This is a genomic window from Streptomyces sp. NPDC030862 (assembly GCF_055571835.1).
The window spans coordinates 50,772-72,637 of the sequence record NZ_JBVIEN010000007.1; the positions used below are offsets into that span (position 1 = coordinate 50,772).

Sequence of the window (21,866 nt, forward strand, 5' to 3'; positions counted from 1 at the left end):
TGACCAAGGGGGAGCGCCCCCTTATGGTCGGTCGGAGGGTTAGTGCAGGAACCTTTAATAAACAAGGCACGGAAAGCCGCCGGGGCAGGGCGATCGCGGAGGATCAGGGTGGGGACCACGCAGCTGGAATCGGTGCCGGAGCCCAAGTACTGGCACCTCAAGACCGTGATCAGCGAGGCGCTGGACTCGGATTTCGCGGTGGGGGAGATCCTGCCCAACGAGCGTGAACTGGCCGCCCGTTTCGGCGTCGCCCGTGCCACGCTGCGCCAGGCGCTCGAACAGCTCGAACTCGAAGGCCGCCTCCAGCGCCGCCGCGGGGTCGGCACCACCGTGGCCCCGCCGCGCGTGGGCGTCGACGTCTCCACCACCCAGCACCAGTGGCCCGGCCCGGGCGACGAGGCCTGGGAGCCGGTCGACTGTGTCTCCACCGTGCCGCCCGCCGCCGTCGCGCGCCTCCTCGACCTCGCCCCCGACGCCGACGAGGCGGTCCACTCCGTACGCCGCCTGCGCGTGACGCACGGCCAGCCGGTCGCCGCCGAGCAGCTGTACGTCCCCACCGCCTCGGTGCCGGACCTCACCGCCATCCAGGCGCCCTCCGGCCCGGCCCGCGCCCGTACCGTCCTGCGCGAGCTGCAGCGCCTCACCCTGGAGGGCCAGGAGCGCGCCGTCGAGCTGGGCTCCGCCCGCGCGGACGACGCCAGGGAGCTCGACCGGCTGCCCGGCGCCCCGGTGCTCGTCGTCACCACGCGGTACTTCTCCGAGGGCCGTACGGCGGCGGTCTCGGTGGCCACGTACCGCGCCGACACCTGCCGGCTCACCTTCGGCGACGCGGGCGACTTCCAGATCGCGTCCTGACGGCGTCACCCGACCACGCCGTGCCCTCACCCGCGTGGTCTCCTGACCACGTCGTGCCGGACCGCGCCGTCTCCTGACCAGGGCGCGTTCCGGCCATGGTGTGTACGGGCCACGCGTGTACGGGCCCACGGCGCGCACGGGTCAGGGGATACCGGCCCGCCGTCCCGCTCTTCAGCGGCGGGCCGTCACCGTGCCCTCCACCGCGAAGAGCTGCTCCTCCACGTGCTCCAGCGCCAGCCGCAGCGCACCCGTCGCCACCGCCGCCTCGCCCAGCATCGACAGCACCACCCGCGGCGGACGCAGGCAGAACCGCGCCAACTCCTCCCGCAGCGGCGGGAGTATCCCGTCCAGACCGGCCGCCCAGCCGCCGATCACCACGACCTCCGGGTCCAGCGCCAGCACCAGCGCCCCCACGTCGTGCACCAGCCGCTGGATGAACCGCTCCACCGCCGCCCGTGCCCGCGCGTCGCCCTTCCGGGCCAGCGCGAACACCTCCGCCACCGCCTGCTCGTCCAGTGGGTGCAGCGGCTCGTCGGTCGTCGACAGCAGCTTCTCCGGCGTCGCCCCCCGCCCCAGCAGGTGCAGCGCGCCGATCTCCCCGGCGGCCCCGCCGAAGCCCCGGTGCAGCCGCCCGCCGATCAGCGAGCCGGCCCCGGGACTCAGCCCGGCGAGCACGAAAACGATGTCGTCCGAATCGGTGGCGGCGCCCTTCCACTGCTCGGCCACCGCAGCCGCGTTCGCGTCGTTCTCCACCAGCACCGGGCAGCGGAACGAACGCCGCAGCCGCTCGCCCAGCGCCAGTCCGGTCCAGCCGGGCAGCGCCGTGCCGAGCCGTACCGTCCCGTCCGCCTCCACGATGCCGGGCGTGCCGACGCCGACGGCGCGCAGATTGCTGCGCGGCACGCCCGTGCGCCGGAGCACATCGGCGACGACCGTCCGCACGCGCTCCAGCCGCTCGTCCGCCGAAGCCGTCTCCGAGACCTCCCGGGACCCCGCTCCTATGATCCGGCCGTCCAGCCCCGAGATGAGCGCGGCCACCCGGTGTGGGCCGATCTCGACGCCCATCAGGTGCCCGGCCTCCGCGCGGAACCGGAAACGCCGCGCCGGCCGCCCCTGGCGCCGGGTCTCGCCCTCCTCGGCCGCGGCCTCGACCACCAGACCGGTCTCGATGAGCCCTTCGACCACGCCCTCGACGGTGGGCCGGGACAGGCCCGTGATGCGGGTGAGGTCCGTGAGCGTACGCGCGTCGGAGCCCCGCAGCGCATGGAGTACCACCGCGGAGTTGATCCGCCGCAACAGCGACGGATCTCCGCCGGTCAGCCGGCCCACCGTGTGTCCTCCCAGCTCGAACGCGTGTCTGCGGATCGTACTCAATGCCCGGACGGCCGGCGAGCGGCGCCCGGCTCACGGAAGGTCGGCCCCACAAGATCGATCTTGCCTAGCATGTTCACGCGACTGGCTGGGGTGCACCCGCACACCGTCGACGGCGCCGGCTACTCGACCGACCTCGCCACCATGGAGCTCCTGCAGTCCCGGGCGATGGCCGCCCAGCAGGAGGACCTGAAGGACGGCAATCGCTTGAAGGCCACCGTGAGCAGGCTGCTCGTCGGCGAGAACATCGCGGTGGAGACCAACAACGTGACCGTCCGCAACGGCCGGGCGTCACGAGCCTGGCGTACCCACCGGCAGGAGACCTGCGGCATCGAGCACGGTTGACGCGGGCAGGGAGAGCGCGTGAGCCAGCTCGTGCAGCTCCTGCTCGGTGGGGCGGATCGGGCCGGTGGCGCCGTCAACGGCGAACACCCTGATACGTGGGGTGCGGATTCCGGTCAGCTCCGCGAGCGCCTGGGCGTTCAGATGGCGTCGGCGCATGGTGTCACGCAGCAGCTCTGCGAGGTCGGGCATCTCCCACCTCCGGGCGGGGGCTTGCACGGAACGTTACCCACCCGCCTGCCCCGAAACGTCGTGGGCAACCAGGCCCCCACCGTTCCATGGCATACCGGCCGGAACTTCTACGACGCGGCCCACCTGGGTGCTCCGGTTGTCCTGAGGGGTCTGGGTCTCTCCGCCGTGTATCCCCAGGTGCTCAGCGCCGCCGGAGCCGGCTCCCCCTCAGGGATGCCTGACGGAACGCCAATTGTCAGTGGCTGCGGCTTTACTGGACCCATGACCACCGCTCGGCACCTGGCGACCATCGATCGGCTGCGCTCCCGCCCCTTCCCCGGGCAGCGCGGCAGATCGGACGCGGGCGACAGCGGCCCCGGCTACCACATCGCCGAGCTCGCCACGAGCGAGGAGTTCTGGGACGACGACGGCACGCGGCGCGCGCTCGTCGAGGAGCAGTACGAGGCGGAGCGCGACGCGCTGGCGGTGCTGCTGACCGCGCGCTGGGGCGAGCCGCAGAGCTTCAGCCTGTGGTCGGTCTTCGACCGGGGCATGGCGGGCGAGGAGATACCGGACCCCTGGGACATCCTCAGCAGCTCCGTGCCCGACGTCCACCTCTGGCGCGCGCACGGGCTCTGGATAGCCCTGGGGGTCTCGCACTGGGACAAGGAGCTGCCGTTCCAGCTGCTCGCCGTCGTCACGGAGACGGACCCGCCCTAGGGTGGGCCCTAGCCGTCCTGGCCGGGGCTCTCCTGCGCCGCTTCCCGCAGCCGGGCGAACTCCTCCGCCATCGTCTCCAGCGTCCAGTGGGCGTTGAGGCCGCTGGGGTTGGGCAGCACCCAGATCCGGGTGTCGCCGATCGTCCGCTCCTGCGGGCCTATCCGGGCCTTGCGGTCGTGGAAGGCCGTGCGGTACGCGGTGACACCGGCCACCGCGAGCCAGCGCGGGCGCAGCCGCGCCACCTTCAGCGCCAGCAGCCGGCCGCCCTCGCGGAACTCCTCCTCGCTCAGCTCGTCGGCGCGCGCGCTCGCCCGGGCGACCACGTTGGTGATGCCGAGGCCGTACGAGAGGAGTTCGTGCTGCTCCGCCGGCTTCAAGCGGCGGGGCGTGAAGCCCGACCGGTGAAGCACGGGCCAGAAGCGGTTGCCGGGCCGGGCGAAGTGGTGGCCCGTGGCGGCCGACATCAGCCCGGGGTTGATGCCGCAGAACAGCACGGACAAGCCGCCCGCGATCACATCGGGCACGATGCGGTCGCGAGCGGCTTCCAGTTCCTCAGGTGTCATACGGGTCGTGTGCCCCGAGGTCAGAGGATCGCACCGGGCGCGTACCCGGCGGCGTCCGGGTGCTGCTTGGCGATCTCCTCGATCCGGGCCACCACGGCACCGACCTGGTCGGCCGCCGCGCCCGTGAACGACAGCTTGTCCGCCATCGCCGCGTCCAGCTGCGCCCGGTCCAGCGGGATGCGGTCGTCGGCCGCGAGCTTGTCCAGCAGCTCGTTGCGCTCGGCGCCCTGCTCCCGCATGGCCAGCGCGGAGGCGACGGCGTTCTCCTTGATGGCCTCGTGCGCGACCTCGCGGCCCACCCCGGCGCGCACCGACGCCATCAGCACCTTGGTGGTCGCCAGGAACGGCAGGTAGCGGTCCAGCTCGCGGGCGACGACCGCCGGGAAGGCGCCGAACTCGTCGAGCACCGTCAGGAAGGTCTCCAGCAGGCCGTCCAGCGCGAAGAACGCGTCGGGCAGCGCCACGCGGCGCACCACCGAGCAGGAGACGTCGCCTTCGTTCCACTGGTCCCCGGCGAGCTCGCCGGTCATCGAGGCGTAGCCGCGCAGGATGACCATCAGGCCGTTGACACGCTCGCAGGAGCGGGTGTTCATCTTGTGCGGCATCGCCGACGAGCCGACCTGGCCGGGCTTGAAGCCCTCGGTGACCAGCTCGTGCCCGGCCATCAGCCGGATCGTCTTCGCCAGCGACGACGGCGCGGCGGCCAGCTGGACGAGCGCCGTGACGACCTCGTAGTCGAGCGAGCGCGGGTAGACCTGGCCGACCGAGGTGAAGGCGTGCCCGAAGCCCAGGTGGTGGGCGATCCGCCGCTCCAGCTCCGCCAGCTTCTCGGCGTCGCCGCCCAGCAGGTCCAGCATGTCCTGCGCGGTCCCCACCGGGCCCTTGATGCCGCGCAGCGGGTAACGGCCCAGCAGCTCCTCCACCCGGGCGTACGCCACCAGCAGCTCGTCGGCCGCGGTCGCGAAGCGCTTGCCGAGGGTCGTGGCCTGCGCGGCGACGTTGTGCGAGCGACCCGCCATGACCAGCTCGCCGTACTCGCCCGCCAGCTTGCCCAGCCGGGCGAGCACCGCCACCGTGCGGTCGCGCATCAGTTCCAGCGAGAGCCGGATCTGCAGCTGCTCGACGTTCTCGGTGAGGTCGCGGGAGGTCATGCCCTTGTGGACCTGCTCGTGGCCCGCCAGCGCGTTGAACTCCTCGATCCGCGCCTTCACGTCGTGGCGCGTGATCTTCTCGCGCTCGGCGATCGACGCCAGGTCGACCTGGTCGAGCACCCGCTCGTAGTCGGCGAGGGCGGCGTCCGGCACCTCGATCCCGAGGTCCTTCTGGGCGCGCAGCACGGCGAGCCACAGCCGGCGCTCCAGCTTCACCTTCTGTTCGGGGGACCAGAGGACGGCGAGCTCCGCGGAGGCGTAGCGGCCGGCGAGGACATTGGGGATGCGAGGCTTCGCAGACGCAGCAGTCACGTGACCAGATTCTAGCTGGCGGTTTGTGCAGGCCAGCGCCACGGTCCGGTTCGTCGGATGCTACGAGACGGCGTCGCCCCGCGGAACGGCCTCGCCCCGCGGAACGGCGTCGCCCCCCGGAGCCGGGAGCTCCGGCGAGTGCCTGGTGCCCGACGCCTCGGACCGTACCCCGGACCGCGCCCCGCGCGACGCCGGTGACCGCACCTCGGACGGTGCCTCGGACGGTGCCTCGGTCGGCGGCTCGCGCCGCACACCGGTCAGCACCTCGTACGGCAGCAGCTCCGGCCGCTTCGCCGGGCGGCCGTCGCCCGACGAGCGGCCCGTCAGCCGCCGCCCGATCCACGGCCCGAGGTGCTGCCGCGCGAACCGGGCGTCGCTCAGCCGCCGGGCCGCCCAGCCCGGCCGCACGGCAGGGGGCAGCGGCGCCCGCCAGTCCTCCTCGGCCTCCAGCCCCAGCGCCTGCCACACGGCCTCCGCCACCCGCCGGTGCCCCTCCGCCGTCAGGTGCAGCCGGTCCACGTCCCACAGCCGCTGGTCGCCCAGCACCTCGGCGCCGTACAGGTCGACCACCAGCGCGCCGTGCCGGGCCGCGAGCTCGTCGACGTACGCGAAGAGCTCCTCCATGCGGGGCCGGAAGCGCTGCATCACCGGGCCGTTGCGGCCGGGGCTGCGCATGAGCACCAGCCGGCCGCACGACGGGGCGAGGCGCTCCACCGCCTCCTCCAGCAGGCCGCGCACCCGCCCCATGTCGCACTTCGGGCGCAGCGTGTCGTTGAGCCCGCCGACCAACGTGACGACGTCCGCCTTCATGGCCGCCGCGAGGCCCACCTGCTCCTCGACGATCTGGCCGATCAGCTTGCCGCGCACGGCGAGGTTCGCGTACCGGAACCCGGGCGTACGGGCGGCGAGGCGGCCCGCCAGGACGTCGGCCCAGCCCCGGTAGGAGCCGTCGGGGAGGAGGTCCGACATGCCCTCGGTGAAACTGTCGCCCACCGCGACGAAACTGGTGTAGGTGGCATTCATCTCCATGGCGGGGTGATCGTATCGCCAGGCTCTAACCCGTCCGAGGGCGGCCCACCAGCTCCCGCAGCACGTCCTCCATCGTGACGAGCCCGGCCAGTTTGCCGTTGTCGTCCAGGACCGCCGCCAGGTGGGTACGGCTTCGGCGCATCGCCGTCAGGACGTCGTCCAGCGGCGTGGCCGCCCGCACCCGGGCGATCGGCCGCATCGCCGACACCGGGAACGGCAGGTCGCGCGGGAACACGTCCAGCGCGTCCTTCACATGGAGGTATCCGAGGATGCCCCGGGTGGCGTCCACCACCGGGAAGCGCGAGAACCCGGACCGCGCCGACAGCTCCTCCAGCTCGGCGGGCGTCGTGCCGACCCGCGCGTACACCACCCGCTCCACCGGCATCACGACGTCGCGCACCGGCCGGCGGCCCAGCTCCAGCGCGTCGTGCAGCCGCTCCGTCGCCCGGTCGTCCAGCAGACCCGCATGCGCCGCGTCCGTCACCATCCGCGCCAGCTCGTCGTCCGAGAACGTCGCCGAGACCTCGTCCCGCACCTCCACGCGGAGCAGCTTCAGCAGCGCGTTGGCGAACGCGTTGATCGTGAAGATCACCGGACGCAGCGCCCGGGTCAGCGCCACCAGCGGCGGCCCGAGGAGCAGCGCGAGCCGCGTCGGCTCGGCCAGCGCGACGTTCTTCGGCACCATCTCGCCCAGCAGCATGTGCAGGTACGTGGCCACCGACAGCGCGATCACGAACGAGATCGGGTGCACCAGCCCGTGCGGCACGCCCACCGCGTCGAAGACCGGCTCCAGCAGGTGGGCGATCGCCGGCTCGGCGACCACACCGAGCACCAGCGTGGAGAGCGTGATGCCCAGCTGAGCCGCCGCGAGCACCGCGGAGACGTGCTCCAGGCCCCAGATGACGCTGCGCGCCCGCCGGTCCCCGGCCTCGGCGTACGGCTCGATCTGGCTGCGGCGCACCGAGATCAGGGCGAACTCGGCGCCGACGAAGAAGGCGTTGACGACGAGCGTCAGGAAACCGATCAGGAGCTGGATCGCGGTCATCGGCCGGCCTCCCCGGAGCCACCGGCGCGGCGGCCGCCGTCCTCGTGGTCAGGTGACCCGTGGCGGTCATGCGCCCCGCCCAGGGGATCCGTGGGCGCGTGCAGCAGCACCCGCGCAGCCCGGCGCCCGGAGGCGTCCACCACGTCGAGCCGCCACCCCGCGAGCTCGATCCGGTCGCCGACGACCGGTATGCGGCCCAGCTCCGTCGCGATGAGCCCGGCGAGCGTCTCGTACGGCCCCTCCGGCACGCGCAGCCCGATCGTCTCCAGCTGGTCGGTCCGGGCGGCGCCGTCCGCCGACCACAGCAGCCGGCCGTCGGCGCCCTCGCCCACCCGCGCGAGGTCCGACGTCTCGTGCGGGTCGTGCTCGTCGCGCACCTCCCCGACGACCTCCTCGACGATGTCCTCCAGCGTCACGACACCGGCCGTGCCGCCGTACTCGTCGATGATGACCGCCATCGTCCGCTTGCCGGAGAGCCGGTCGAGCAGCCGGTCCACCGTGAGTGACTCCGGTACGAGCAGCGGCTCCCGCAGGATCTCGGTGACCGGCGTACGCGGCCGCCGCTCGGCCGGGATGGCCAGGACGTCCTTGATGTGCGCGGTGCCGATCACCGTGTCGAGACCGCCCCGGTAGACCGGGAACCGCGACAGGCCGGTGGCGCGCGTGGCGTTGGCGACGTCCTCCGCGGTGGCCTGCGCTTCCAGAGCGGTCACCTGCACGCGCGGGGTCATGACGTTCTCGGCGGTCAGCTCGGAGAGGTTCAGGGTGCGGACGAACAGCTCGGCCGTGTCCGCCTCCAGGGCGCCCTGCTTCGCGGAGTGGCGGGCCAGGGCCACCAGCTCCTGCGGGCTGCGCGCGGAGGCCAGCTCCTCGGCCGGCTCCAGGCCGAGCCGGCGCACCAGCCGGTTCGCGGTGTTGTTGAGGTGGCCGATCAGCGGCCTGAAGGCGGCGCTGAAGATCCGCTGCGGAGTGGCGACGACCTTGGCGACGCCCAGCGGGGAGGAGATCGCCCAGTTCTTGGGGACCAGCTCGCCGACGACCATCAGGACCACCGTCGACAGACCCGTGCCGATGACGAGCGCGATCGACGACGCGGCCGACGCCGACAGCCCCATGCCCTGGATCGGTCCCCGGATCAGCTTGGCGATCGACGGCTCGGAGAGCATGCCCACGATCAGATTGGTGACGGTGATGCCGAGCTGCGCCCCGGAGAGCTGGAAGGTGAGGGAGCGTACGGCCTTGAGGGCGCCGGGCGCGCCGCGCTCACCCCGCTCGACCGCCCGTTCGAGCTCGCTCCGCTCGATGGTGGTGAGGGAGAACTCGGCCGCGACGAACCCGCCGCAGGCCACGCAGAGCAGCAGTGCCACGACGAGCAGAAGGACTTCGGTCATCGCTTCACCTCCGTCCCATGGTCGGACAGGGAGCGGAGGAATGCGCGATGTCGCGTACCGGGGGGCTCGCCCATGGGCGGACGCTCACACCTTTCGGTCGGTCGGGTCGTCGGTCGGGTCGGAGTCTTCTCCGGCGGGTGCCCACCAATGGTAAAGGAATGGTAAAGCGCTCAGGCTTCCAGGGGGTCACTCGTCGGCGACTCGCCGCCCAGCGGCTTCACCCAGCGGCTCCAGTGCGGCTCCCGGGTGTAGCCGGCGGCCCGCCACGCGTGGTGCGCCGGCGTGTTCCGGTCGAGGACCATGGCGTCACCGCGCCGCCCCCCGAGGCGTACGAAACGCTCCTCGGCGGCCGCGAGCAGCGCCCCGCCGACGCCCTGGCGGCGATGGTCCGGATGGACGGCGAGCCGGTACAGGTGGCAGCGCCAGCCGTCGAAGCCGGCGATCACCGTGCCCGCGAGCTCGCCGTTCCGCTCGGCGAGGAGGAGTGCGTCCGGGTCGCGGGCGACCAGGCGCTCGACGCCGTCGCGGTCGTCGCTGATGCTGGTGCCCTCGGCGGCGATCTTCCAGAAGGCGAGGACGGCGTCGAGGTCGGCCGGTCGGGCGGCCCGTATCCGAAGATCGTTCATGCGCTCCATCCTCCACGATGCCCCGCGGCCGGTACACGTCCCTTGTCGCTGCTAGCGCGGCCGCGCTAGCGTGAAGTGTGGCCAAGACCCAGCTGAACGTTCGCGTGGACGAATCCACCGCCGAAGCCGCCCGCCGCCGGGCGCAGCAGCGGGGTGTCAGCGTGAACCGCTACATCGAGGAACTCGTCCAGCAGGACGCCGGGGAAGTGGGACGCACCTTCGTCGAGGCGGCGGCCGACTTCATGAAGCAGTACGAAGCCGTCTTCGCGGAGGAGTTCGGCGCCGCGGAGCACCGGCCGCCGGAGGACCGTCCGGCGAAGGGCGGCGGCAAGCGCGCCAAGGGCAAGCGGTGAGTGATCCGCGTCGAGCGGCGCACGGCCGGGGGCGTCCGGCGGTGCCGAGGGCGGGCGCCGTCCCCGGATGAGCCTCTCCATCGACCTCGCCTGGCTCCTCATGGTCGCCGAGCACAAGACCCCCGGCGACCCCCAGGTCATCGACTGGGGCGCGCTCGTCGCGGCCGTCGCGCGGCACGACGCCGAGATCTTCGGTACGGCCGTCTACGCGGACCCGCCCGCGCGGGCCGCCGCGCTGCTCCAACTGCTGCTGCACGTCCCGGCCCTGGAGCACTCCAACGCGATGTTCGCGTCCGCCGTCGCGTACGGCTACCTCGTCGCCTGCGGCCTCAAGGTGGTCACCTCGCCCGAGCAGGTGCGGGACCTCGCGCGCCTGGTCAAGGCGGGCGAGGCGGACGTCCGCGCCATCGCGGCGGAGCTGCGGCAGTGGAGCCTGTGAACCCGCTACGGGAGGGGGCGCCGCGTCGCATGCGCCTCCCGGTAGCGCGAGGGCGGGATGCCGTAGCGGCTGGTGAAGGCCTGGCGCAGGGTCTCGGCCGACCCGAAGCCGCACCGGGCGGCCACGCTCGCCAGCGGTAGCGCGGTGGACGCGAGGAGGTGCGCGGCGGCTTCCGTACGGGCCTGGCGTACGAACCGGCCCGGCGTCTGACCGAGGTGCTCCAGGAACAGCCGGGTGAGGTGGCGCGGGGTCACGCCCGCGAGCGCGGCCAGCGCCACCGTGCTCAGGTCGCCGTCCGGGCGGCCGGTGATGTGGTCGACGAGCCGCCGCACCAGGTCGTCGCGGGGCGGGGGAGCGGCCATGAAGAGGCTCATCTGGGCCTGGTTGCCCGGGCGTTGCAGGTACGTGACCAGGTGGCGGGCGACCTGGCGGGCCAGCTCGGCGCCGTGGTCCTCCTCGATGAAGGCGAGCGTGAGGTCGAGCGCGCTCGTGATGCCCGCCGCCGTGGAGATGTTGCCCTCGCGGATGTAGAGGGGGCTCGGGTCCACGGTGACCTCGGGGTGGCGGGCGGCCAGCCGGGCCGCGAACTGCCAGTGCGTGGTGGCGCGGTGGCCGTCCAGCAGCCCGGTGGCGGCCAGGATCGCGGCCCCGGTGCACACGGAGGCCACGCGCCGGCTCTCCTTGGCCAGGCGGCGGACATGCCCCACGAGCCGCGGGTCGGCGGCCGCCCGCTCGACGTCCAGGCCGCCCGAGACGACGAGCGTGTCGAGCGGGCCGATGAGCCGCTCCAGGGACTGCTGGCTGAGCAGCGTGAACCCCGAGCCGCAGACGATCGGCCCGCCGCCCGGCGCCACCAGGACCACGTCGTACGGGCGGGCCAGGGAGCCGAGGTGGTTCGCCATGACGAGGGTGGTGGTCACGCACGCGATGTCCAGCAGCTCGGCCGTGTCGAAGCCGACCACGGCCACTCGCCGATCCGTCATGCGAGGACCCTATGCCGGAAGGACCGGTACCCCAAGGTTCGGGACATGACCGCGCGGACCGTACGTGGACGGGGGCCGGCGGGCCGGAGAGTGGACTCGTCCACGACCGCCGCCTCGCCGCTCCGGGAGAAACCTCATGACCACTGACGCCACCCGCGGAACCGGAACCGGGGCCGATCCGACACCGAACGCGCCCGCGCCCGCGCCCGTACGCCCCGATCAGCCCGTCCAGCCTCCCCGGCTCTCCCGGCCTTCCACCTCTTCCACGTCTTCCCCGTCTTCCCGGCTCTCCGGAGTCCTGCGCCTCCTCGGGCACCGCTGGCCCACCTGGCTCGCACTCGCCGTGGTGGCCGCGACGTTCCTCGACGGGGCCCCGCCCGTGGCACGCCTGGCGGCCCTGCTCGCCCTGATGCCCCTCTTCTACCTGGCCTTCGGCGCGTTGCGCGGCCACCTGCGCGGCCCCCGTGTCCTCGCCCTCCAGATCGCCGGGCTGCTGCTCTTCGCCGCGGTCGCGCTGGTGGCGCTGACGGCCGACCGGACGACCGCGCACTACCTCCTGGCGGCCGGCTGGTTCGCCCACGCGGTCTGGGACTTCGCCCACCACCGCGCCGACCGGGTGGCCCCCCGCGCCTGGTCGGAGTGGTGCTGCGTGGTGGACCTCCTCGGCGCGGCGGCCATCCTCCTCGCGGCCTGACGGGCGGGACGAGCGCGACGGGAGGACCGTGCCCGGTCACGCCCCCGGCGTCGCCGCTCAGCCGGCGGCGTCGCCGAACCACCTGGGCAGATGGCCGAGCAGGCTCTGCTGATCGTCCCCGACCCAGGCCACGTGGCCGTCCGGACGCAGCAGCACCGCGGGGACGTCCAGTTCCTCGCTGACCTCCACGACGTGGTCGACCCGGTCCGCCCAGCCCGCGGCGGACAGGCGGCCGGTCTGGTCCAGCAGCAGCCCGCGGCCGCCGCGCATCCGGTCGTAGAGGCGCCCCCGCTTCAGCTTCAGGTCCCGCAGCCGCCGGCCGACGAGTGCGTGCCCCTCGCCGAGGTCGTAGCGGACCGCGATCGCGGTGATCTTCTCGATCAGGTAGCGGTTCACCTCCTCGAACTCCATCAGTTCCCCCATCAGCCGGCGCACGGCCCGGGCGCCCGGCTCGGAGGACAGCAGCTCGGTCTGCGCGCGGGTGTTGTCGAGGACGTCGGCGGCCACCGGGCGCCGCTCCGTCTGGTAACTGTCCAGCAGCCCCTCCGGCGCCCAGCCGCGCACCTCGGCGGCCAGCTTCCAGCCGAGGTTGAACGCGTCCTGGATACCGAGGTTGAGCCCCTGCCCGCCGGTCGGCGGGTGGACGTGCGCCGCGTCACCGGCCAGCAGCACCCGGCCGACGCGGTAACGCTCGGCCAGCCGGGTGGCGTCGCCGAACCGGGACAGCCAGCGGGGCGAGTGCACCCCGAAGTCGGTGCCGGCGACGTCCCGCAGCCGCCGCTTGAACTCCTCGAAGGCCGGCGGGACCGTGCGGTCCTCCGCCACCCCCTCGGCGGGCACGATCACGCGGTACGTCCCGCCTTCGAGGGGCATGGTGCCGAACCGCCACTCTGTCTTGCGGACCTCCGCCACCACGGCCGCCATCTCCTCCGGCGCCACGGCCACTTCCATCTCCCCGAGCAGCGTCTCGACCCTGGCGGGCTCTCCGGGGAAGCCCACGCCGAGCAGCTTGCGCACGGTGCTGCGGCCGCCGTCGCAGCCGACGAGGTACCGCGCCCGCAGCCGCGTGCCTCCCCCGGCGGCTACGCCCTCCTTGCCGGGGGCGCCCCCACTGGCCAGCTCGGCGGTCACCCCGTCTGCGTCCTGGGTCAGCCCCACCAGCTCGCAGCCGCGCCGGACGTCGGCGCCGAGCTCGGTGGCGCGCTCGGCCAGCAACCGCTCGGTGGTGCTCTGCGGGATGCCGAGGACGTACGAATGTGCTGTGTCCAGCCCGGCGGGCCACGAGGTGCCGATGCCCGCGAAGAACCCGCCGGTCTCGTACTTCCGGCCGAGCGGGAGGAACCGCTCCAGCAGGCCGCGCTGGTCCAGCACCTCGATGCTGCGCACGTGGAGGCCGAGCGCGCGGGCCTGCCTGCTCGGCTCCGCCAGCTTGTCCAGCACCACCACGTGGACACCGTGCAACCGCAGTTCGCCGGCCAGCATGAGACCGGTCGGTCCGCCCCCGGCGATGATCACGTCGATCATGAAATGAATCCCCCATTCAGCGAGACGAGCTGGTACCTGCGCGGACCGGCAAAGCACCCGTACTTCGCGAATCCCTGATTTCCGCAGGTTCCGGCTCAGGTGGGGGATTCTGCAGCATCACGGGGGCCTTGCCGCAAGGCCCCCGGTGCGCTATATGTTGAGAGTGGCAAGGAGTGGGTAACCTCCTTGCCTTTGCTTTTTGCGCGCGGCTTTACGGTTCGAGAACGTGCCGGAGATAGGCGTGTGGGTCGGCGAGGTAGCGGCGCCAGTGGTCCACGACGCCGAGCTCGCGCCACGCGACCCGCCGTATGCCGTGCTCGCCGACCTCCAGGATGTCCGCGCCCGGCAGGGCGGTGAGCAACGGCGAGTGCGTGGCACAGATGACCTGGCCGCCCTCCTTGGCCAACCGGTCGATGTGCCCGATCAGCTCCAGGCAGGAGGAGAAGGAGAGCGCCGCCTCCGGCTCGTCCAGAATGTAGAGCCCGGCGTGGAGGAACTTCCCGCGGAACGCCGCGAGAAAGCCCTCGCCGTGGCTGACGGAGTCGGGCGAGAAACCCTCCCTGTCCAGGGCGTCCAGCGCGGTCTCGGCCCGCAGGAAGAAACCCTTGCGGGCCGACCAGCTGGTGGCCATACGGCGCCCGCGCCCCGATGCCGCGTCGAACCTCATCCGCTCGCCGAGTGTCGACTTGCCGCGCGGGGAGGAGTAACGCCAGTCGTGGGAGCCGCCGTAGGAGTCCAGACCGAAGCCCTCGGCCAGCGCCTCGACCAGGGTCGACTTCCCCGAGCCGTTCTCACCGACCAGGAAGGTCACCGGTGCGGTGAAGCTCAGTCCTTCGTCGACCAGCTGGCGGACGCAGGGCACCGACCAGGGCCAGGTGCCCTCGTCGTACGAGGAGAGAGGGGCATACGCGCGTTCGACAATCACGCGTCCAGTGTCCCCCGGGCCCCGGAAGACGCCCCGCCGAGGCGGCCTGCGCGCCCCCCGGTACTCGCGATGATTCCCACTGCCCCCGCGGAACGTGCCACCCGAGACGCGGTGCTTCTCAGCTGCGGCGCCCCATGAGCTCCGCGAGCCGGGTCAGCTCGTCGGAGCCGTGGCCGAGTCCGATGGCGCGGCGGGCCAGGCCCTCCGCCGCGCGGATCAGGCTCGCGTCGATGCCGTGCGCCTCCGAGGTGTGGACGATGTGGGTCATCGTCGACGCCGCCGAGGTGATCGGGTTGACCGTGGCGGCGTACGTGCCGTTGTCCACCTCGACCGCGGCCTCCTCGAAGGCGTCCGGCAGGATCTCGCCGATGCCCTTGGCGAACGGGACCAGCTCCCGTGCGCTGATGCCCTCCGCCCGGGCGACGGCCAGGGCGTGCAGGTAGCCGGTCATCGCGGTCCACCAGATGTCGAGCAGCGCGATGTCGTACGCGGCCGCCCGGCCGATGTCCTCGCCCAAGTGGGTGTGGGTGCCGCCGAGCACGTCGAGCACCGGCTTGTGCTCGAGGTAGAGCTCCCGCGGGCCACTGTGGATGAAGACGCCGTGCGGCGTGCCGATGGTCGTGGTCGGCGTCATGATCGCGCCGTCCAGGTAGCGGATGCCGTGCTCGGCCGCCCACGCCCCGGCCTCCCGGGCGCGCCCGGGGGTGTCGGCGGACAGGTTGACGACCGTGCGGCCCTTGAGCGCGGTGGTGACCTCGGGGCGCCGCAGTATGGAATCCGCGGCGTCGTAGTTGACCACGCACACGACGGTCAAACCGCCGGCCGCGACGGCCTCTTCGGCCGAGCTGACGCTGACCGCGCCGCGTGCCACGAGGTCGTGGTCCCGACCCGGTGTGCGGTTCCAGACCGTGGTGGGCAGCCCGGCGTCCAGGAAGGCGCTCGCCAGGGCCCGGCCCATCGGGCCGAGACCGATCACGGTGACGGCAGACTGGGGGGTGTGCTCAGCGTATGGGGGCATGGCTCGACTCCCGTATGAATCGGAAATTCTGGATGAATGGGGCGGTGGAGATGGGGCGCAAGCGGGCGCAGGACCCGAATGTCTGTGGGGTGACCGCCGCGATCGCGGTGATCGACGGCAAGTGGAAGACGGCTCTGCTCTGGGTACTCGAATCCGGTCCCCACCGGCCGGGCGAGCTGCGCCGGCTGCTGCCGGGGCTGAGCGAGAAGGTGCTGACTCAGGCGCTCCGCGAGATGGCGGCCGACGGCCTCGTGCACCGCGAGGTGCACGACGTCCTGCCGCTGAAGACGGAGTACTCCCTGACGGAGTTCGGCCGGGAGCTTTCCGAGGCCCTGGCTCCCCTCTCCGACTGGGGCCACCGCCGCCTGGACATGCTCACCGCGGAGCAGTCCGCACAGGAGCGGCCGGCCTCCTAACGCATCGCACCTCCCCGTCCCACCTGGATCAGACGGCCCTCCGGCCGCGCTCCACCAGGTTCGCCCGGCCGCCGTGCGCCGCCAAGTACCCACAAAAAAGTGGCTACTGCCCAGCGGTGGCGAAGGCGGACTCCGCCTCCCCACCACCGGTGTCGGCCTGCGGCCCGAACACGTCCCCGCGTGTTTACCCCTCGGCCTGCCTGGTCCGGCGCGCACGCGGCGGGGCCTGGACGAAGCCGCCGCCCCGTTCCTCGGGATCAGCACCCGGGACGACACCTGCCCGGCGTACACGTGATCAGCGAGCGACGGCGGCCCTCACCTGGTCGACGGTCGGCAGGGAGCCGGGCATCTCGTCGGTGATCCAGGCGTACTCCAGGGCCGCCAGGGTGGCGCCCTTGTCGGTCCACACGAGCAGTTCGCCGGTGTACTCGCCCGAGTGGTCGTAGACGTGAGCGTCGACGGGCACCAGTTCGGAGGTCATGGTCGCGCGCTGCACCGGTTCCCGGACCTGGAGGTCGACGCTGACGGACCCAGGTGCCCAGAGAGCGACGACCTCCGCCAGGTCCAGTTGGCCGCGCAGCTCGCGAGCACCGGCGAAGCCGACGGAGAGGATGTGCTCCAGCACGGCTCGCTCGGAGGCGCTCAGCGGACGGGGCTCAATGGGAAAGCGGGACATACGTCGATCATCCCAGGCTCACCCACCAGCCACGGCGATCGACCGCACCGGATCTTCTCCTCCGCCTGTCCACGTGGCCCGCACGACGCTAGCGTCAACTTCGTGATCGTATGGCTCAACGGCACCCACGGCGCAGGCAAGACGACGACCAGCGCGCTCGTGCAGCAGCTGATCCCGGACTCGCGGGTGTTCGACGCCGAGAAGGTCGGCGAGACACTCATGGACATCACGCCAGGGCTACCCGCGACGGACAACTTCCAGCACTGGCCACCATGGCGGCCCCTCGTGGTCGACACCGCCCGGCGCGTCCTCGACTACACCGGCGGAACTCTGGTGATGCCCATGACCGTCCTGGTCGAGCAGTACTGGCGCGAGATCAGCTCGGGCCTTGCCCAGCATGGCATTCCGGTCCGGCACTTCGTCCTCCATGCCGACCAGGACACCCTCCGCGCGCGCATCGCGGGCGACACCGTTCTCGGCCCCGACTCCCCGTTCCGTCTCCAGTACCTCGAGCCCTACGCCGAGGCGGCCCGCGCGTGGCTGCACGCCGAGGCCGAGGTCGTCGACACCACGCACCTCACCCCCGCCCAGGCCGCCCGGCAGATCGCGGAGGCCGTGTCTCAGTAGTCGAGCTCCACGTAGTCGATGTCCGTGAACTCCACCTGGAGGCCTGACGCCCGCCGTCCACGGTCCTTGAAGTACTGCTCCTGAAGGGCCTCGGCGGCGATGGCGCGCAGTTCCTGTTCGGCCGCGCCCGCCGCCTGGGCGTCGAAGAGGCGGGCCGCGTAGGCGGGGGGAAGGTGCTGGGTGATCAGGCGCAGGCGGCTGTCGTCGGTCGAGCCGGGGGCGGCCGTGAAGCCGAAGCGGGCGCGCGTCTCGATCACGATGCCGCCGGTCGTCGCGGCCGCCTCGCGGGCCCGCTGCCGGACGCGCGGCTGCCAGGACGTGCGGACCTCGGCGAGCAGCCGCGCCGCCAGCTCCGGCCGCGGGTGCTTGATCTGACCCTTGACGTACCGCTCCACCGTGCGCTGCGAGACGCCCAGGCGCCGCGCCACCGCGCGCGTGGAGCCCTTCTCGCTCCGGACGAGGAACCGCACCTGCGCCGGAGCGGACTTGGGGAGGGGCCGCGTGAAGGTGTGCTCCGCCGCCCGTTCGAGGCTGTCGCCCAGGATGCCCATCGCTCGGTCCTACTCCCCGTCCGCCACGGCGTCCGTGCCCTTGATGTGCCGGGCCGGATTGTGGCCCTCGTCCAGCAGGCGCACCGCCCACATCAGGGACTGTGTGCCCTCGTGCTTGACCATGCCCGGCGATACGCCGAGCCGGAAGCCGCCCGGCAGCGGCTTGCCGTCCGGGGTGCGCGGCAGGAAGTCCAGCGGGCTGGGGCCGTCGGACAGGTACACGGCGCAGTCGGACAGCACCGCGATCGGGAACAGCCCCGCCCCCTCCGCGAGCCGCAGCATCTTGCGGTGCATGTTGACCCGGGCGGCCGCGATCACGGCCGCCCGGATGTCCGGGCGCCAGGTGGGGCGTTCCAGCGCGGGCCACCGCTCGCCGGGGCGGTAGCCGGCGCCCTGCGGACGCTCCCGGAGCTTGCCGATGCCGCCCTTGACCGTCGCTTTGACGGCCGACAGGAGCGCGGCCCGGCCCGGTTCCTTCGCCTTGTATCCCTCGGCCGCCTCCATCGCCGCGAGGAACTCCGCCTCCGGCATCCCCGCGCGCACGCCGAACTCCTCCATCGTCGCCAGGTATGCGTCGCGCAGCCGCGTGTACCAGGCGTCCAGGTAGGCGCCGCTCGAAGGGCGTACGTACGCCTCGACGGGCGCGACCTCGTGGCCGAGCTCGGCGGCGTACGCGACGGTCGGGGTGGCGTACCACGCCGGCCCCTCCGGCCGTGCGCCGTGCGGCGTGAACGGGTTCGGCAGCCGCGGGTCCACCTCGACCGAGGACAGGTCCACCAGCCAGGAGCCGGGCACCTTCTTGTCGAAGACCGGCGACGTGACGTGGACCGGGGCGCCCAGCCCCACCGTGAGGCGGTTCGCGGCCGCCGCGAACGCCATGTTCACGTCGATGCCGACGGCGTATTGCCGGGCGCACTCCGCGTCGGTAAGCAGCTCCGGATCGCGGATCCAGTCGTACGCCTCCTCGTCGAGCACCTGGTCGGGCGTGCGCTGGTGCCCGCGCGGGTACAGGGCCGCGACGACCGGGTGCTCGTCCGGGGCCTCCGGCGGCGCCGGGTCGACGGCCTCGGTGAGGGTGCCGGGGCTGGGCGCGGACACCCATGAGCCGGTGGCCTCGTCCTTCACCGCGCGCGTCGGCGGGCGCAGCGCGGTCATCAGCTGCAGACCGCAGACGGCGGTGGTCCCGCGCGGCGTGATGACCCGGGCGGCGTACGTCGCGAGCGTGTCGGCCAGCTCGGCCGGGGGCAGCCCGGCGGCCCCGCCCCACGTACGGCCGTCCAGCGCCCCCCACGGCAGGACGGCGAACTGCACGCACCGGCGGCGACTGCCCTGCGCCGGGCGGTACACCCAGGCCCAGGGCCCGAACCCGCGGCGCGTCAGCAGCCAGTCGGCCTTCCTGAGCCGCCGTACGACCTCGTGGTCGTCGGGGAGCCGCAGCCCGCGCCGGTCCGCCAGCTCGGCCGGCAGCCCGAACCGTACGGCCGCCGACTCCGTCAGCACCACGAGCGGGTCGGCGTCCTGCCCGTTGCGGTGCAGCCGGGGCGCGCCCAGCCGCGCCTCGCCCAAGGCCCACTCGACGAGCGAGGGGATGTCGGTGGCCGGGCAGTCGAGGACGAGCCCCGCGGCGCAGTACGCGCTGCCGTCCCCGTCCAGCACGGCCACCGGGCCGTGCGCGAAGCGCTCGTCGACCGCCTCCGGCGCGGGGCCCTCGCTCCGCGCCGCCGGTGTACGGACGCGACCGGTCACCGTCCCCGCCGCGCGCCGCCCCTGCGGCGCGGGCACCCGCCCGGCGGGGCTGTTGCCGCTGCCGCTGCCGCTGCCGTCGGCACCGTACGGCGCCGCGGCCGGACCAGGAGCGGGAATGGGAGCCGGAGCCTCCGCCGGAGCGGGAACCTCCGCCCGCGCCGGAACCTCCTCCGCCGGAGCCGCGGCCGGACCTTCTGCCGGAGCGTGATCCTCCGCCGGTGCCGGAGCCTCCGCCGCCGGGTCCGGCGCCGCGGGGTCCGGGTGCCGTTCCGCCAGCCCCGACAGCAGCCGTGCGTACGCCGCCCGCTTCGGCGGGCGCGGGTCCGAGCGGCCGGTTTCCCAGGACGTGATGGTCTCGCGGCGGACGGACAGCGCCTGGGCGATCTGGTCCCGGCTCAGCCCCGCCGCCTCGCGCAGGCGGCGGCGCTCGGCCGGGGCGGGGAGGGCCGCCACCTGCTCCAGCAGCGCGTCGACCGCTGCGAACAGCTGCTCCTGCTCATCAGACACACGGTCACCCTAACGTCAGCCGCCCGGGCACCGGGCCACCCCCAGCACGCACGGTGACGACGGCAGCTGCGGCCCCTTCTCCGGGAGGCGGAACCGGCGGTACGAGACGACCTCGAACCCCGCCGCCCCGAGCGCCGCCAGCGGGTCGCGCGCCGTGTGGCACCCGCCGAAGAGCGCCGGCCACACCGTGCGGTCCAGGGCCCGCTGCGCCGTCGCCAGGGCCCGGCCCTCCGCCCGCCCGTGTTCGAAGAACCGCAGCTCACCGCCCGGCCGCAGGACCCGCCGCAGCTCCGCGAGGGCGCGCGGCAGGTCCCGTACCGTACACAGCACCAGCGACGCCACCGCCGCGTCGAAGGCCTCGCTCTTGACCGGCAGCGCCTCCGCCACGCCCGGCACCACGTCCACCGGTACGTCGGAGCGCAGCGCCGCGCTGACCGCCAACTGCCGCAGCCGCCGTTCCGGTTCGATGGCGACGACCTCGGAGACGGCTCCCGGGTAGTGGGCGAAGTTCAGGCCGTTCCCGGCGCCGATCTCGATGACGCGGCCGGAGAGCCCGGCCAGCAGCTCGTCGCGGTACGCGGCCACCCCGCCCTTCGTGTCCATCGCGACGCTCATGCGCGCGTAGAAGCGGGCGAAGAGGGGGTGGTGCACGGTGTCCCGCATCGCGGACCTCCCGGCGAGAGGGGGTGGGCGGACACCGTCAGTGTCCCCCCGTCAGCCGCCGACGAAGCAGAACTCGTTGCCCTCGGGGTCCCGCAGCACCTGGAAGCGGCCGTGGTCGTCCGTCACGATCTCGTCGACCCGCACCGCGCCGAGCCGTACCGCCTCGTCGGCCGCCGCCCCCACGTCTCCGCCCGCCAGGTCGAGGTGGAGCCGGTTCTTCGCCGCCTTGCCCTCCGGTACGCGCTGGAAGGCGATGCGTACGAACCCCGGCGGCTCCACGTACGACCAGCCGGGACTGCGGTCCACCGGCTCGCCGCCCAGCAGCGCGGCCCAGAAGCGGACCAGCGCGGCCGGGTCGGCGCAGTCGAACACGATTTCGTTCACTCGAGCGGGCATGCGCAGGAGCCTACGGGCTCGGAAGCGTAGGGACCTAGGAGCGTACGGCCGCTCAGCCGCCCACGGCCGCGGCGAACGCATCCGCGTCCCAGACACCCCCGAGCGCCGGGGCCAGCCACGTCGCCGCCCGCTCCCGGAAGGCGTCCACCGGCAGTGCCCCCGCGCCCGCGGGCACCGCGCCCAGCAGCGGCGCCCCGGCGCATTCCGGCAGGTCCGTGACGTTGCAGCGCTCGGCCAGGCCGGGCTCGTCCGGCCAGCTGCCGACGACCACGCCCAGCTGGGCCAGGCCGCGCGCCCGCAGCGCCTCGCCCGTCAGCGTCGCCATGTTGAGCGTGCCGAGCCCGGCGGGTGCCACGACCAGGACCGGCGCGTCCAGCAGGCGCGCCGCGTCCGCGAGGGTGCCGCCCTCGGCGTCGTACCGTACGAGCAGCCCGCCGGCGCCCTCGACCAGGACCAGGTCGTACTCCTCATCCAGCTTCCGCGCGGCCCGCGCCACTTCCTCCGGCGCCACCGGCGCCATCCCGGCGCGCCGCGCGGCCGTCGCCGGGGCCAGGGGCTCGGGGAAGCGGACCAGTTCGACGGGCGTGACGCCGTCGCCGGCGAGGCGTACGACCTCGTCCGCGTCGCCGAGCTCGCCGGGGCCGACGCCCGTCTGCGCGGGCTTCAGCACGGCCACCGACCGGCCCGCCGCCCGCGCCACCGCGGCGACGGCCGCCGTGACGACGGTCTTGCCGATCTCCGTGCCCGTCCCGCTGACCACCAGTACCGTCAT

The 21,866-nt window shown here is 73.4% G+C and carries 25 protein-coding genes and 1 pseudogene; 8 read left to right on the forward strand and 18 right to left on the reverse strand.

Annotated elements, in window-relative coordinates:
- Positions 1-108: 108 nt before the first annotated feature.
- On the forward strand, positions 109-855 hold the full coding sequence (locus ACZ42X_RS19640) for a GntR family transcriptional regulator (RefSeq protein WP_468291376.1): 747 nt from the start codon (positions 109-111) through the stop codon (positions 853-855).
- A 171-nt stretch (positions 856-1,026) separates the two neighbouring features.
- On the opposite strand, the gene ACZ42X_RS19645 is transcribed toward ACZ42X_RS19640, so the two are convergent.
- Positions 1,027-2,184, reverse strand: a complete 1,158-nt coding sequence (locus ACZ42X_RS19645; protein WP_468291379.1) for an ROK family transcriptional regulator — start codon at positions 2,182-2,184, stop codon at positions 1,027-1,029.
- Positions 2,185-2,298: 114 nt separating this feature from the next.
- On the opposite strand from ACZ42X_RS19645, the gene ACZ42X_RS19650 reads away from it, so the two are divergent.
- Positions 2,299-2,571: a hypothetical protein gene (locus tag ACZ42X_RS19650; protein ID WP_468291382.1), complete on the forward strand. Its 273-nt coding sequence runs from the start codon at positions 2,299-2,301 to the stop codon at positions 2,569-2,571.
- On the opposite strand, the gene ACZ42X_RS19655 is transcribed toward ACZ42X_RS19650, so the two are convergent.
- Positions 2,518-2,760, reverse strand: a complete 243-nt coding sequence (locus ACZ42X_RS19655; protein WP_468291385.1) for an XRE family transcriptional regulator — start codon at positions 2,758-2,760, stop codon at positions 2,518-2,520. The two genes, ACZ42X_RS19650 and ACZ42X_RS19655, sit on opposite strands and share 54 nt — an antisense overlap.
- A 261-nt stretch (positions 2,761-3,021) precedes the next feature.
- Between ACZ42X_RS19655 and ACZ42X_RS19660 the strand changes: the two genes are divergently transcribed.
- Positions 3,022-3,459, forward strand: a complete 438-nt coding sequence (locus ACZ42X_RS19660) for a hypothetical protein (RefSeq protein WP_468291388.1) — start codon at positions 3,022-3,024, stop codon at positions 3,457-3,459.
- An 8-nt stretch (positions 3,460-3,467) separates the two neighbouring features.
- Here the strand turns inward: ACZ42X_RS19660 and mug are convergent, their stop codons facing one another.
- The 6 genes and pseudogenes from mug to ACZ42X_RS19690 form a co-directional block, all read right to left on the reverse strand.
- Positions 3,468-4,022 (reverse strand): G/U mismatch-specific DNA glycosylase, encoded by a 555-nt coding sequence (gene mug / locus ACZ42X_RS19665; protein ID WP_361420513.1) that lies wholly within the window; start codon positions 4,020-4,022, stop codon positions 3,468-3,470.
- Between the two features lie 20 nt (positions 4,023-4,042).
- The gene (purB, locus tag ACZ42X_RS19670; protein ID WP_468291391.1) at positions 4,043-5,485 is read right to left on the reverse strand and encodes an adenylosuccinate lyase; all 1,443 of its coding nucleotides are present in this window, start codon (positions 5,483-5,485) and stop codon (positions 4,043-4,045) included.
- A gap of 264 nt (positions 5,486-5,749) precedes the next feature.
- Positions 5,750-6,514: pseudogene (locus ACZ42X_RS19675) on the reverse strand (SGNH/GDSL hydrolase family protein); the annotation flags it as partial.
- A 25-nt stretch (positions 6,515-6,539) separates the two neighbouring features.
- On the reverse strand, positions 6,540-7,559 hold the full coding sequence (locus ACZ42X_RS19680; RefSeq protein WP_468291393.1) for a hemolysin family protein: 1,020 nt from the start codon (positions 7,557-7,559) through the stop codon (positions 6,540-6,542).
- A complete protein-coding gene (locus ACZ42X_RS19685) occupies positions 7,556-8,950 on the reverse strand; it encodes a hemolysin family protein (protein WP_468291396.1) in 1,395 nt (464 codons plus the stop codon). The genes ACZ42X_RS19680 and ACZ42X_RS19685 overlap by 4 nt, the downstream gene beginning before the upstream one ends.
- A 170-nt stretch (positions 8,951-9,120) precedes the next feature.
- Complete coding sequence (locus ACZ42X_RS19690; RefSeq protein ID WP_468291399.1) at positions 9,121-9,576, reverse strand: GNAT family N-acetyltransferase; 456 nt, start codon at positions 9,574-9,576, stop codon at positions 9,121-9,123.
- Between the two features lie 77 nt (positions 9,577-9,653).
- Here ACZ42X_RS19690 and ACZ42X_RS19695 point away from each other — a divergent pair, with 77 nt between their 5' ends.
- Together ACZ42X_RS19695 and ACZ42X_RS19700 are read left to right on the forward strand one after the other, a co-directional pair.
- Positions 9,654-9,929, forward strand: a complete 276-nt coding sequence (locus tag ACZ42X_RS19695; RefSeq protein WP_468291402.1) for a toxin-antitoxin system HicB family antitoxin — start codon at positions 9,654-9,656, stop codon at positions 9,927-9,929.
- Positions 9,930-9,996: 67 nt separating this feature from the next.
- On the forward strand, positions 9,997-10,368 hold the full coding sequence (locus tag ACZ42X_RS19700) for a fic family toxin-antitoxin system, toxin component (protein WP_361420496.1): 372 nt from the start codon (positions 9,997-9,999) through the stop codon (positions 10,366-10,368).
- A 5-nt stretch (positions 10,369-10,373) separates the two neighbouring features.
- Here the strand turns inward: ACZ42X_RS19700 and ACZ42X_RS19705 are convergent, their stop codons facing one another.
- A complete protein-coding gene (locus ACZ42X_RS19705) occupies positions 10,374-11,351 on the reverse strand; it encodes a GlxA family transcriptional regulator (RefSeq protein WP_468291405.1) in 978 nt (325 codons plus the stop codon).
- Between the two features lie 136 nt (positions 11,352-11,487).
- Here ACZ42X_RS19705 and ACZ42X_RS19710 point away from each other — a divergent pair, with 136 nt between their 5' ends.
- A complete protein-coding gene (locus tag ACZ42X_RS19710) occupies positions 11,488-12,045 on the forward strand; it encodes a hypothetical protein (protein WP_468291407.1) in 558 nt (185 codons plus the stop codon).
- A 57-nt stretch (positions 12,046-12,102) separates the two neighbouring features.
- On the opposite strand, the gene rox is transcribed toward ACZ42X_RS19710, so the two are convergent.
- The 3 genes from rox to ACZ42X_RS19725 all read right to left on the reverse strand — a co-directional run bounded on the left by rox (position 12,103) and on the right by ACZ42X_RS19725 (position 15,512).
- A complete protein-coding gene (gene rox / locus ACZ42X_RS19715) occupies positions 12,103-13,569 on the reverse strand; it encodes a rifampin monooxygenase (protein ID WP_468291410.1) in 1,467 nt (488 codons plus the stop codon).
- 211 nt (positions 13,570-13,780) lie between these two features.
- A complete protein-coding gene (locus tag ACZ42X_RS19720; protein WP_468291412.1) occupies positions 13,781-14,494 on the reverse strand; it encodes an AAA family ATPase in 714 nt (237 codons plus the stop codon).
- Positions 14,495-14,612: 118 nt separating this feature from the next.
- Positions 14,613-15,512: an NAD(P)-dependent oxidoreductase gene (locus tag ACZ42X_RS19725; protein ID WP_468291415.1), complete on the reverse strand. Its 900-nt coding sequence runs from the start codon at positions 15,510-15,512 to the stop codon at positions 14,613-14,615.
- Positions 15,513-15,562: 50 nt separating this feature from the next.
- Between ACZ42X_RS19725 and ACZ42X_RS19730 the strand changes: the two genes are divergently transcribed.
- On the forward strand, positions 15,563-15,928 hold the full coding sequence (locus ACZ42X_RS19730) for a winged helix-turn-helix transcriptional regulator (RefSeq protein WP_468291418.1): 366 nt from the start codon (positions 15,563-15,565) through the stop codon (positions 15,926-15,928).
- Between the two features lie 295 nt (positions 15,929-16,223).
- Here ACZ42X_RS19730 and ACZ42X_RS19735 read toward each other — a convergent pair whose 3' ends face one another.
- Complete coding sequence (locus tag ACZ42X_RS19735) at positions 16,224-16,604, reverse strand: hypothetical protein (protein ID WP_468291421.1); 381 nt, start codon at positions 16,602-16,604, stop codon at positions 16,224-16,226.
- A 102-nt stretch (positions 16,605-16,706) separates the two neighbouring features.
- Here ACZ42X_RS19735 and ACZ42X_RS19740 point away from each other — a divergent pair, with 102 nt between their 5' ends.
- Positions 16,707-17,231, forward strand: coding sequence for an AAA family ATPase (locus ACZ42X_RS19740; protein ID WP_468291424.1), 525 nt, complete (start codon positions 16,707-16,709; stop codon positions 17,229-17,231).
- Here ACZ42X_RS19740 and tpg read toward each other — a convergent pair.
- From tpg to bioD, 5 genes are read right to left on the reverse strand one after another with little or no spacing between them, the layout of a single operon-like run.
- Positions 17,225-17,782: a telomere-protecting terminal protein Tpg gene (gene tpg, locus ACZ42X_RS19745; RefSeq protein ID WP_468291427.1), complete on the reverse strand. Its 558-nt coding sequence runs from the start codon at positions 17,780-17,782 to the stop codon at positions 17,225-17,227. The genes ACZ42X_RS19740 and tpg overlap by 7 nt on opposite strands.
- A gap of 9 nt (positions 17,783-17,791) precedes the next feature.
- The gene (tap, locus tag ACZ42X_RS19750; protein WP_468291429.1) at positions 17,792-20,035 is read right to left on the reverse strand and encodes a telomere-associated protein Tap; all 2,244 of its coding nucleotides are present in this window, start codon (positions 20,033-20,035) and stop codon (positions 17,792-17,794) included.
- Positions 20,036-20,050: 15 nt separating this feature from the next.
- Positions 20,051-20,698 carry a class I SAM-dependent methyltransferase gene (locus ACZ42X_RS19755; protein ID WP_468291432.1) on the reverse strand — a complete coding sequence of 216 codons (648 nt, stop codon included), beginning with the start codon at positions 20,696-20,698 and terminating at the stop codon, positions 20,051-20,053.
- 51 nt (positions 20,699-20,749) lie between these two features.
- Entirely contained in the window at positions 20,750-21,094 is a 345-nt protein-coding gene (locus tag ACZ42X_RS19760) for a VOC family protein (protein WP_468291435.1), read from the reverse strand.
- A 52-nt stretch (positions 21,095-21,146) separates the two neighbouring features.
- Entirely contained in the window at positions 21,147-21,866 is a 720-nt protein-coding gene (gene bioD, locus ACZ42X_RS19765) for a dethiobiotin synthase (protein ID WP_468291438.1), read from the reverse strand.

What these genes read in the sequence shown, in the direction of transcription:
- ACZ42X_RS19650 (WP_468291382.1), top strand. Translation starts at nt 2,299, where the DNA reads ATGTTCACGCGACTGGCTGGGGTGCACCCGCACACCGTCGACGGCGCC.
- ACZ42X_RS19655 (WP_468291385.1), bottom strand. Translation starts at nt 2,760, where the DNA reads ATGCCCGACCTCGCAGAGCTGCTGCGTGACACCATGCGCCGACGCCAT.
- ACZ42X_RS19660 (WP_468291388.1), top strand. Translation starts at nt 3,022, where the DNA reads ATGACCACCGCTCGGCACCTGGCGACCATCGATCGGCTGCGCTCCCGC.
- mug (WP_361420513.1), bottom strand. Translation starts at nt 4,022, where the DNA reads ATGACACCTGAGGAACTGGAAGCCGCTCGCGACCGCATCGTGCCCGAT.
- ACZ42X_RS19680 (WP_468291393.1), bottom strand. Translation starts at nt 7,559, where the DNA reads ATGACCGCGATCCAGCTCCTGATCGGTTTCCTGACGCTCGTCGTCAAC.
- ACZ42X_RS19685 (WP_468291396.1), bottom strand. Translation starts at nt 8,950, where the DNA reads ATGACCGAAGTCCTTCTGCTCGTCGTGGCACTGCTGCTCTGCGTGGCC.
- ACZ42X_RS19690 (WP_468291399.1), bottom strand. Translation starts at nt 9,576, where the DNA reads ATGAACGATCTTCGGATACGGGCCGCCCGACCGGCCGACCTCGACGCC.
- ACZ42X_RS19700 (WP_361420496.1), top strand. Translation starts at nt 9,997, where the DNA reads ATGAGCCTCTCCATCGACCTCGCCTGGCTCCTCATGGTCGCCGAGCAC.
- ACZ42X_RS19705 (WP_468291405.1), bottom strand. Translation starts at nt 11,351, where the DNA reads ATGACGGATCGGCGAGTGGCCGTGGTCGGCTTCGACACGGCCGAGCTG.
- ACZ42X_RS19710 (WP_468291407.1), top strand. Translation starts at nt 11,488, where the DNA reads ATGACCACTGACGCCACCCGCGGAACCGGAACCGGGGCCGATCCGACA.
- rox (WP_468291410.1), bottom strand. Translation starts at nt 13,569, where the DNA reads ATGATCGACGTGATCATCGCCGGGGGCGGACCGACCGGTCTCATGCTG.
- ACZ42X_RS19725 (WP_468291415.1), bottom strand. Translation starts at nt 15,512, where the DNA reads ATGCCCCCATACGCTGAGCACACCCCCCAGTCTGCCGTCACCGTGATC.
- ACZ42X_RS19730 (WP_468291418.1), top strand. Translation starts at nt 15,563, where the DNA reads ATGGGGCGCAAGCGGGCGCAGGACCCGAATGTCTGTGGGGTGACCGCC.
- ACZ42X_RS19735 (WP_468291421.1), bottom strand. Translation starts at nt 16,604, where the DNA reads ATGTCCCGCTTTCCCATTGAGCCCCGTCCGCTGAGCGCCTCCGAGCGA.
- tpg (WP_468291427.1), bottom strand. Translation starts at nt 17,782, where the DNA reads ATGGGCATCCTGGGCGACAGCCTCGAACGGGCGGCGGAGCACACCTTC.
- ACZ42X_RS19755 (WP_468291432.1), bottom strand. Translation starts at nt 20,698, where the DNA reads ATGCGGGACACCGTGCACCACCCCCTCTTCGCCCGCTTCTACGCGCGC.
- ACZ42X_RS19760 (WP_468291435.1), bottom strand. Translation starts at nt 21,094, where the DNA reads ATGCCCGCTCGAGTGAACGAAATCGTGTTCGACTGCGCCGACCCGGCC.
- bioD (WP_468291438.1), bottom strand. Translation starts at nt 21,866, where the DNA reads ATGACGGTACTGGTGGTCAGCGGGACGGGCACGGAGATCGGCAAGACC.